This window comes from Mesorhizobium sp. M1A.F.Ca.IN.022.07.1.1 (genome assembly GCF_003997575.1).
Lineage (GTDB): Bacteria > Pseudomonadota > Alphaproteobacteria > Rhizobiales > Rhizobiaceae > Mesorhizobium.
In genome coordinates, this window is the sequence record NZ_RZST01000254.1 from 1 (window position 1) to 8,970 (window position 8,970).

General features: G+C 64.2%; 8 protein-coding genes and 1 pseudogene. 2 read left to right on the top strand and 7 right to left on the bottom strand.

Annotation, left to right across the window (positions count from 1 at the left end):
* Positions 1-961, top strand: a pseudogene (gene lysK, locus EOA75_RS23485) (lysine--tRNA ligase); the annotation flags it as partial.
* On the opposite strand, the gene EOA75_RS23490 reads toward lysK, so the two are convergent.
* Both EOA75_RS23490 and EOA75_RS23495 read right to left on the bottom strand, forming a co-directional pair.
* Complete coding sequence (locus tag EOA75_RS23490) at positions 924-1,808, bottom strand: thermonuclease family protein (protein WP_245307476.1); 885 nt, start codon at positions 1,806-1,808, stop codon at positions 924-926. The pseudogene lysK and the gene EOA75_RS23490 sit on opposite strands and share 38 nt — an antisense overlap.
* Before the next feature lie 10 nt (positions 1,809-1,818).
* Complete coding sequence (locus EOA75_RS23495; protein ID WP_067322695.1) at positions 1,819-2,460, bottom strand: helix-turn-helix transcriptional regulator; 642 nt, start codon at positions 2,458-2,460, stop codon at positions 1,819-1,821.
* A gap of 516 nt (positions 2,461-2,976) precedes the next feature.
* Here EOA75_RS23495 and EOA75_RS35195 point away from each other — a divergent pair.
* Entirely contained in the window at positions 2,977-3,300 is a 324-nt protein-coding gene (locus EOA75_RS35195) for a hypothetical protein (RefSeq protein ID WP_206522096.1), read from the top strand.
* 12 nt (positions 3,301-3,312) lie between these two features.
* Here the strand turns inward: EOA75_RS35195 and EOA75_RS23505 are convergent, their stop codons facing one another.
* The 5 genes from EOA75_RS23505 to EOA75_RS23525 form a co-directional block, all read right to left on the bottom strand.
* Positions 3,313-3,855 (bottom strand): thioesterase family protein, encoded by a 543-nt coding sequence (locus tag EOA75_RS23505; RefSeq protein WP_127325284.1) that lies wholly within the window; start codon positions 3,853-3,855, stop codon positions 3,313-3,315.
* Between the two features lie 9 nt (positions 3,856-3,864).
* Positions 3,865-6,084 (bottom strand): 3-hydroxyacyl-CoA dehydrogenase NAD-binding domain-containing protein, encoded by a 2,220-nt coding sequence (locus EOA75_RS23510; protein WP_127325285.1) that lies wholly within the window; start codon positions 6,082-6,084, stop codon positions 3,865-3,867.
* A 14-nt stretch (positions 6,085-6,098) separates the two neighbouring features.
* The gene (locus EOA75_RS23515; protein ID WP_067322689.1) at positions 6,099-7,307 is read right to left on the bottom strand and encodes an acetyl-CoA C-acetyltransferase; all 1,209 of its coding nucleotides are present in this window, start codon (positions 7,305-7,307) and stop codon (positions 6,099-6,101) included.
* 33 nt (positions 7,308-7,340) lie between these two features.
* On the bottom strand, positions 7,341-8,510 hold the full coding sequence (locus tag EOA75_RS23520) for an acyl-CoA dehydrogenase family protein (RefSeq protein WP_127243395.1): 1,170 nt from the start codon (positions 8,508-8,510) through the stop codon (positions 7,341-7,343).
* The coding region (locus tag EOA75_RS23525) for an endonuclease domain-containing protein (protein ID WP_245466712.1) at positions 8,507-8,970 on the bottom strand (464 nt) is incomplete at its 5' end. The genes EOA75_RS23525 and EOA75_RS23520, both read right to left, overlap by 4 nt.

An 8,970-nucleotide genomic window follows, 5' to 3' on the forward strand; every position in this document is an offset into this window, starting at 1 on the left:
GACCACGCTGCCGGTCACCGGCGGCTATGTGAAGCTGCAGTGGAAGCCGGATTTCGGCATGCGCTGGGCAGCGCTCGGCGTCGATTTCGAAATGTTCGGCAAGGACCACCAGACCAACGCGGCAATCTACGACCGCATCTGCAACATCCTCGGCGGCCGCGCGCCGGAGCATTTCGTCTACGAGCTGTTCCTCGACGAGAACGGCCAGAAGATCTCGAAGTCGAAGGGCAATGGGCTCACCATCGACGAATGGCTGACCTATGCGCCCACCGAGAGCCTCGGCCTCTACATGTACCAGCGGCCGCGGCAGGCCAAGAAGCTTTATTTCGACGTTATCCCGAAGGCGGTCGACGAATATTACGCATTCCTGTCCGCCTATCCGCGCCAGGAGTGGAAGGAGCGGCTCGGCAACCCGGTCTGGCACATGCATGACGGCAATCCGCCGGCCATCGACCTGCCGGTCCCGTTCGCGCTGCTGCTCAATCTGGTCAGCGCCTCCAACGCGCATGACAAGGCGGTGCTGTGGGGTTTCATCTCGCGCCATGCGTCCGGGGTGACGCCGCAGACGCACCCCGAGCTCGACCGGCTGACCGGGTATGCCATCCGCTATTTCGACGACTTCGTGAAGCCGACCAAGGTCTATCGCGCCGCCGACGAGGTGGAGCGCGAGGCGCTGGCGAAGCTTTCGGAAGCGCTCGGCGAGCTGCCGCAGAGCGCGGACGGCGAGGCGATCCAGAACGCGGCGCTCAACGTCGCGCGGCGGATCGAGCGCTATCAGGACCATTCCAAGCAGAGCCCGGAAGGCGGACCCGGCGTGTCGGTCGCCTTCTTCCAGATGATCTATCAGGTGCTGATCGGACAGGAACGGGGGCCGCGTTTCGGCTCTTTCGCGGCGCTCTACGGCATTACGGAGACGCGCGCGCTCATTGAGCGGGCTCTGGCTGGTCAGCTGGCTGCGTAACGTCGCCATCTTCCGCCGGCAGGATGGAACTCGGCGCGGCGGGCGCCGGGCCGGTGGCGGCCGGCAATGCCGGCAGGCCGCCGAGATTCGGAGCGGCGCCGAAAATGCCTTTCCTCGCCGCGCGCGCCTTGTCGCCCGCCTCGACATAGGGGCCGCCTGGCGCCGCGCGGGCCCAGCCGTTTTCCACCAGCCACAGACCGACATCCTTGTTGCCGACCCAGCACTTGACCGCGATGGCCTTCTGCCCGTCTTGCGGCGGCACTGAGCAGACCAGGGTCCGGCCACGCAGGAAAGCGCGGAATGCCGTCCTGGCGCGAACCCCGCAGTCCCATGACTTGCCTTCGTCGCTGCAGGTCTCGTCCTCTTTGACGATGTCGATGCCCGACACGGCGATGGAATAATCCTTGGCCTTGATCAGGCCGGCGGCGGTGGCGACGGGCTGGAGCAACTTGGTGCCCTCCTCGCCATCCGGCAGTTTCGTTTTCCGCGGCCTGGGCGGACCGGCCAGCGCCAGATCGCTGAGCGGCGCGCGCGGCTCGACCCGTTCCAGTTCCTCGGCAGGCACTTCGGGTGGCGCCACCACGTCGGGATCGATCGCCCGCGAATGCGCCACCGGCTTCGGCGGCTGCGGCGCGGCAGGCGCCAGAATGGCGGACGTCGCCGGTTCCGCAGTTATCGATTCCCGAGGCGCCACATCGGCGTCTTGCCCCGGAAGTGCACTGGCCGGATCGATCTGATCGACCGCGACGACGCTTTCGCTGCCCTTCAGCGAGTGGCCTCCGGCGACGACCAGCGCCGCCATTGCCGGAACCGCCACAAGCGCCAGGGCAAGATGGAGGACCCGCACCAGCCCGGACCTACTGGCTTGCCCAGACGATCCGCGCCACCCACTCGACCTCGCTCATCGGGATATCGCGGTCCGGGTGAGCGGGGTTGAGCGAGACCAGCACAACCGACTTCGCGGTCTGCCGGTCGAGCACCTTGGCCATCACCTCGCCGGCGGTGGTCTTGACGACGACGCGGTCGCCCTTGCGCGTCGGCGCGCCCGGCTCGACGATCAGCACGTCGCCATTGCGGTAGAGCGGCAGCATGGAATCGCCCTGGACCTTCAGCGCATAGGAGGTTTCCGCCGCCCGCGCCGGAAGCTCGACCAGATCCCAGCCCTGCCCTGAGGGATAGCCGGCATCGTCGAAGAAACCGCCGGCACCGGCCTGGGCGAAGCCAAGCAGCGGCACGGCCATACGCGGCGGCGGCGCGGCGGAGGCACCGTGACCCTCAACCAGCACGGTGAATTCTTCCAGCGAGGCGCCGGTGGCCTCGATGATCTTGGCCAGCGATTCGGTCGAAGGCCAGCGCGGCCGGCCGTCGGAGGACAGGCGCTTGGATTTGTTGAAGGCGGTCGAATCGAGGCCCGCGCGGCGGGCGAGACCGGAAGCCGAGAGCGAATAGCGTTCGGCAAGAGCATCGATTGCGGCCCAGACGCGATCGTGTGAGAGCAAGTCCGCTCTCCTTCGAAAAACAGGAAAAAATGCCTCACTGCTGTCTAACGCGCGACCATTCAATTGTCCACCGGCGCGAACAGCGGATTGCAGAGAAAGTCGCCGCTTCCGCAAGATTGACGGGCTCGATCCTGAGCCGGGCGCCGGCACCGACCATGTCGCCGCGTGCGCGATGCATCGTTCGACCCCGGCCGAAACGTCTCGGTGCGCAAGCTTGGTAGGGTGCGGTCCTCGAATTACGAAGGACTGCTCATGTTGCCGAACCACCAATCCATCGCCCCATCCGTTCTGTATTTTGGGACGCCTGTCGTCCTGATGGTTACCCGAAACGATGACGGCCGCGTGGGCCTTGGGTTCATGCGTGGTCCTCGGCTTGAGTTCGGCGGCCCAGGGCGCCATCAATCTTCTGCGGGATGGCGAATGCACCCTCAATTTTCCCGCGGCCAGCCTCTGGGCGAATGTCGAACGGATCGCGCGCACCACGGGTGCGAATCCGTTCCACCCCATAAGGCCGAATTGGGGTTCGTTCATGAGGCCGACAAGTTCGCTTTAGGCGGTTTTGCGATCCAGCCCAGCGAATTGATCCTGACGCCGCGCATCGCAGAATGTCCCCTGCAGTTCGAAACACGCCTGCTGACCTGCCATCGCAGCGCGAAGCAGCAAGGCGCATCCTCGACGCACCTCATCATGGAGGTAGACGTGCAGCGAGTACATGCGCACAGCAGCATGCCGGGAACGAACCACATCGACACTGCGCGATGGAATCCGCTGTTCTATGTGTTCCGGCACTATTTTGGCGACGCGGTCGATCTGGGCAAAACCTTCCGGGCCGAACATTGAACGCTTGCTCGATCAGGCCCGCTTGGCCTCTTCGCGCAGGTTCCGGTGCGAGATCATGAATGCCCGCTCAGGCTCGGTCGGCGGGCGCGGTTCCGCCGAATGGCCGAGCGCCGCGACGACCTCCTCAATTTCGAGAAAGCGGCCACCGCGCCGGTCATAGACGCCGCCGGTGGTCAGGATCAGCGCCGCCGTCTCCCCATTGTCGAGGACGAAGCGGTGCTTGCCGATCACCGAAGTGCCTTCCCAGGTCTCGATCGACGACACCACCTCGAAGCGGCTCCACAGCCTGATCTCGCGCACATAGGCCGATTGCAGCCCGCCGATCATCGGCGCCCAGCCGTTCCGCCGCGCGAGCGCGACAAGACCGACGCGAAGAAAAACATCGATACGGCCAAGATCGGCCAGCATCATGTAACGGGCATTGTTGAGATGGCTGTTGAAATCGATGTCGGTCGGCAGGCAGCGAAAGACCAGCCGGCTCTGATCGCCGATTTGATAAGGGCCACGGCTACGCGCCGTGGCCATCATGCGCGCGAGGCGCCCCCAAACATACATCGGAGTTCGTCAGGCGGCCTTCTTGACCTCGCCCTTCTGGTAAGGGTCGAAGCGCTGGTAGAAAGTCTCGCCCTTCTCGGCCATGTCGAGCAAAAGCTTGGGCGCCTTGAACTCGGCCCCGTATTTCTTCTGCAGGCCCTTGGCGATCTTGACGAAACGCTTGGCGCCGATGCCGTCGATGTAGGAGAGCGCGCCGCCGGTGAACGGCGCGAAGCCGAAGGCGAGGATCGAGCCGACGTCCGCCTCGCGCGGATCGGTGACGATGCCCTCCTCCATGACGCGCACCGCCTCCAGGGCGATGGTGACCAGCAGGCGCTCTTTGAGCTCCTCGTAGTCGACCTTCTCGGGCTTCAGCTGCGGATAGAGATCCTTGAGACCCGGCCACAGCTTCTTCTTCGCCGGCTTGGCAGGATAGTCGTAGAAGCCCTTGCCGTTCTTGCGGCCGAAGCGGCCATGCGTGTCGACCATGGTGTTGATCAGCGCCATCTGCTTCGGGTCGACGGCTTTCTCGCCTAGATCCTTGATGGTCTGCTTCATGATCTTCTGGGCAAGGTCGATCGCCGTCTCGTCGGTCAGCGCCAGCGGGCCGACCGGCATGCCGGCGGCCTTGGCGGCGTTCTCGATCATCGCCGCAGGGACGCCTTCGATAAGCATCTTGTAGGCTTCCGACATATAGCGCAGCACGCAGCGATTGACGTAGAAGCCGCGCGTGTCGTTAACGACGATCGGCGTCTTCTTGATGGCGCGTACGAAGTCGATCGCGACGGCGAGCGCCTTGTCGCCGGTCTTCTTGCCGAGGATGATCTCGACCAGCATCATCTTGTCGACGGGCGAGAAGAAGTGGATGCCGATGAAGTTTTTCGGCCGCGCCGAGTTCTTCGCCAGCGAGGTGATCGGGATGGTCGAAGTGTTCGAGGCAAAGATCGCCGAGGACTTCAGCGCCGCTTCCGCCTTCTCGGTGGCGAGCTTCTTCACGCCTGAATCCTCAAACACCGCCTCGACGACAAGATCGCAGCCGGCAAGGTCGGCATAGTCGGCCGTCGGCGTGATCAGCGACAGCAACTTGTCTTTCTCTTCGGGCTTGGCGCGGCCCTTCTTCACCTGGTCCGAAATCAGGCCGTCGGAATGCGCCTTGCCCTTCTCGGCCGACTCCATGTCGCGGTCGAGCAGCACGACCGGAATGCCGGCCCTGGCCGTGACATAGGCAATGCCGGCGCCCATGAAGCCGGCGCCGAGTATGCCGATCTTCTTGAACTTGCTGTCCGGCACGCCGGTCGGGCGGCGCGCGCCCTTGTTCAGTTCCTGCAGCGACACGAAAAGCGAGCGGATCATCGACGCCGCTTCCTTGGTCTGCATGATCTCGGTGAAGTAGCGCTGCTCGATCCGGAGCCCGGTGTCGAAGGGCACCAGCAGGCCCTCATAGACGCATTTCAGGATCGCGGCGGCCGCCGGATAGTTGCCAAAGGTCTCGCGGCGCAGGATGGCGATGGCCGGCGGCCAGAGATTGGCGCCGGCCGCCGAATAGATCGGACCGCCGGGCAGCTTGAAACCCTTTTCGTCCCATGGCGCCACCGGCTTCAGGCCGTTTTTGATCATCGCCTTGGCGGTCTCGACAAGCTTCTTCGGCTCGGCGATCTCGTGGATCAGGCCCATCGACTTCGCCTTTTGCGGCGTCAGATTCTGGCCGCTGGTCAGCATCTGCAGCGCCTGCTGCTGATCGGTCAGCCGCGGCACGCGCTGGGTGCCGCCGGCGCCCGGGAAGATGCCGATCTTCACCTCGGGAAGCGCCATCTTCACCTTGTCGGAATCGGCCGCGACGCGGCCGTGGCAGGCGAGCGACATCTCGAAGGCGCCGCCCATGCAGGTGCCGTTGATCGCCGACACCCACGGCTTGCCGCAGGTCTCGATCTTGCGGAACAGACCGGTCATGTAACCGGCATTGTCGAACAGCGCCTTGGTCGCCTTTTCGAGGTCGTTTTCCTTTTCGACGGCGAAGGTGGCGAGCATCTTCTGCAGCATGGTGATGTCGGCACCGCCGGAGAAGCTGTCCTTGCCGGAGGTGATGACCGCGCCTTTGATGGCGGCGTCGCCCGCCACACGATCGACGATGGCGTTGAGCTCGCGCATCGCCTCTTCGGTGAAGACGTTCATCGAGCGGCCCGGCATGTCCCAGGTGACCAGCGCGATCCCATCGGCGTCCATGTCGAGGGTGAAATTGGTGTAGCTCATCTTTTCTCTCCCCGTCAGACGCGTTCGATGATGGTGGCAGTGCCCATGCCGGCGCCGATGCAGAGCGTGACCAGCGCGGTGTTCAGGTCCCGGCGCTCCAGCTCGTCCAGCACCGTGCCGAAGATCATCGCGCCGGTGGCGCCGAGCGGATGGCCCATGGCGATCGCGCCGCCATTGACGTTGATCTGGTCATGCGGGATGTCGAAGGCCTGCATGTAGCGCAGCACAACGGAAGCGAAGGCCTCGTTGAGCTCGAAGAGGTCGATGTCCGACAGCTTCATTTTGGCACGCTTCAAGAGCTTTTCGGTGACGTCGACCGGGCCGGTCAGCATCAGCACCGGCTCGGAACCGATATTGGCGAACGAGCGGATGCGCGCGCGGGGCTTCAGGCCCATGGCCTTGCCGGCCTTCTTGGAGCCGAGCAGTACAGCAGCGGCGCCGTCCACGATGCCGGACGAGTTGCCGGCATGGTGGACGTGGTTCACTTCCTCGACTTCCGGATGCTTCTGCACGGCCACCGCATCGAACCCGCCCATCTCGCCCGGCATGACGAAGGACGGATTGAGCGAGGCGAGCGACTGCATGTCGGTCGAAGGCCGCATGTGCTCGTCACGGTCGAGGATGGTGAGGCCGTTCTGGTCCTTGATCGGGACCACCGAATTCTTGAAGCGGCCGTCGTCCCACGCCTTGGCGGCGCGCTTCTGGCTCTCGACGGCGTAAGCGTCGACGTCGTCGCGGCTGAACCCGTATTTCGTCGCGATCAGGTCGGCCGAGATGCCCTGCGGCACGAACCAGCCGGGAAGGCCGACGGAGGGGTCCATGAACCAGGCGCCGCCGGACATGCCCATGCCGACACGCGACATGGATTCTACGCCCCCGGCAATGACGATCTCGTCCGCGCCTTGCGCGATCTTGGCCGCGCCGAAATTGATGGCATCGAGTCCGGAAGCGCAGAAGCGCGATATCTGCATGCCGGGCGCCCTGGTGTCGTAGCCGGCCTCGAAGGCGGCGGCGCGCGGAATGACCGAGCCCGCTTCGCCGACCGGATCGACGCAGCCGAAGATGATGTCGTCGACCGTGCCGGTGTCGAGCGCGTTGCGGTCACGCAGCGCCTCAAGCGTCTTTGCCGCGAGCCGCACCGCCGGCACCTCGTGCAGCGAGCCATCCTTCTTGCCTCGGCCGCGCGGCGTGCGCACGGCGTCATAGACGTAAGCTTCGGCCATTTTCGTGCTCCTTGGATTTGCCGGTCGCTGCGCTCACAGAGAGCGCCCGATCAGCAATTTCATGATCTCGTTGGTGCCGCCGTAGATGCGCTGGACGCGGGCGTCGCGGAACATGCGGGCGATCGGATATTCGTTCATGTAGCCATAGCCGCCATGCAGTTGAAGGCATTCGTCGACGACTTTGCCCTGCAGGTCGGACAGCCAGTATTTGGCCATAGAGGCGGTGACCGGGTCGAGGCCGCCGTCGATGTGGCGGGCGACGCAGTCGTTGTAGAAGACGCGGCCGATCGTGGCCTCGGTCTTCAGCTCGGCCAGCTTGAACTGGGTGTTCTGGAAATCGATGATCGCCTTGCCGAAGGCCTTGCGCTCCTTGACGTAGTCGATGGTAAGCGCCAGCGCCCGCTCGATCATGGCGATCGCGCCGGTGCCGATCTGCAGCCGCTCCTGCGGCAATTGCTGCATCAGCTGGACGAAGCCCTTGCCTTCCTCATGGCCGAGCAGGTTGGAGGTCGGCACGCGCACGTCGTTGAAGAACAGCTCGGAGGTGTCGTTGGCCTTGAGCCCTATTTTGTCGAGGTTGCGACCGCGTTCGAAGCCCTCGACCTCGTCGGTCTCGACGACGATCAGCGAGGTGCCCTTGGCGCCCTTGTCCGGATCGGTCTTGGTGACGACGATGATCAGGTTGGCAAGCTGGCCGTTGGTGATGAAGGTCTTGGAGCCGTTGAGCTTGTAGTGATTGCCGTCCTTCTCGGCACGGGTCTTGACGCCCTGAAGGTCGGAGCCGGCGCCGGGCTCGGTCATAGCGATGGCGCCGATCAGCTCCCCGGTCGCCAGTTTCGGCAGCCATTTTTCTTTCTGCTCCTCGGAGCCGTAATGCAGGATGTATGGCGCGACGATCGAGTTGTGCAGGCCGATGCCGAAGCCGTCGACCCCGACGTGGCCGATAGCCTCGATGATGGCGCTCTCATGCGCGAAGGTGCCGCCGGAGCCGCCATATTTCTCCGGCATAGAGGCGCAGAGCAGGCCGGCGGCGCCCGCCTTCAGCCAGCTCTCGCGGTCGAAAATCTCGTTCTTCTCGAACTCTTCGTAGCGCGGCGCGATCTCCTCCGACATGAAGCGGCTCGCCATCTCGTAGAGCATGCCGACTTCGTCCGCCGCCCAGGCGGGCTTCGGCAGGCCAAGAACTTCGGCTGGATTTGTCATGCTGTTTCCTCCACTGCGCCGGCGTCCCCCTCCCCCTTGAGGGGAGGGTGGCCGCGAAGCGGCCGGGAGGGGTCGCCGATGAGGTGCTCGGCCTTGTCCTTAACAAACTGCGCCACACGCCATGCACTGTTAATGACATCAGGCTCATCAATCCTGACAACGACATACCCGAGTGACGGCAAATAGGCGTCGCGGTTCACATCATGACGTCTGCCAGCTTCGGTTTCGTGCAGGTCGCCGTCGACCTCGACGATCAGTTTGACCTTCGGGCAGACGAAATCGACAATGTACGGGCCGATCGGCGATTGCCGCCTGAACTTCAGGCCATCAGCCGTCAGCTCGCGCAATTCGTACCACAGCAGGGACTCGGCCTTCGTCGTGTGCAGACGAAGCGAGCACGCTTTCTGTCGCATCTCGAAACTGACCCGCGTGCGGGGCATTGTGTTAGTCCTTCTCCCAG

Bases quoted from the DNA above. Each gene is read 5' to 3' on its own strand.
- EOA75_RS23505 (WP_127325284.1), bottom strand. From the start codon at position 3,855: ATGTATGTTTGGGGGCGCCTCGCGCGCATGATGGCCACGGCGCGTAGC.
- EOA75_RS23510 (WP_127325285.1), bottom strand. From the start codon at position 6,084: ATGAGCTACACCAATTTCACCCTCGACATGGACGCCGATGGGATCGCG.
- EOA75_RS23515 (WP_067322689.1), bottom strand. From the start codon at position 7,307: ATGGCCGAAGCTTACGTCTATGACGCCGTGCGCACGCCGCGCGGCCGA.
- EOA75_RS23520 (WP_127243395.1), bottom strand. From the start codon at position 8,510: ATGACAAATCCAGCCGAAGTTCTTGGCCTGCCGAAGCCCGCCTGGGCG.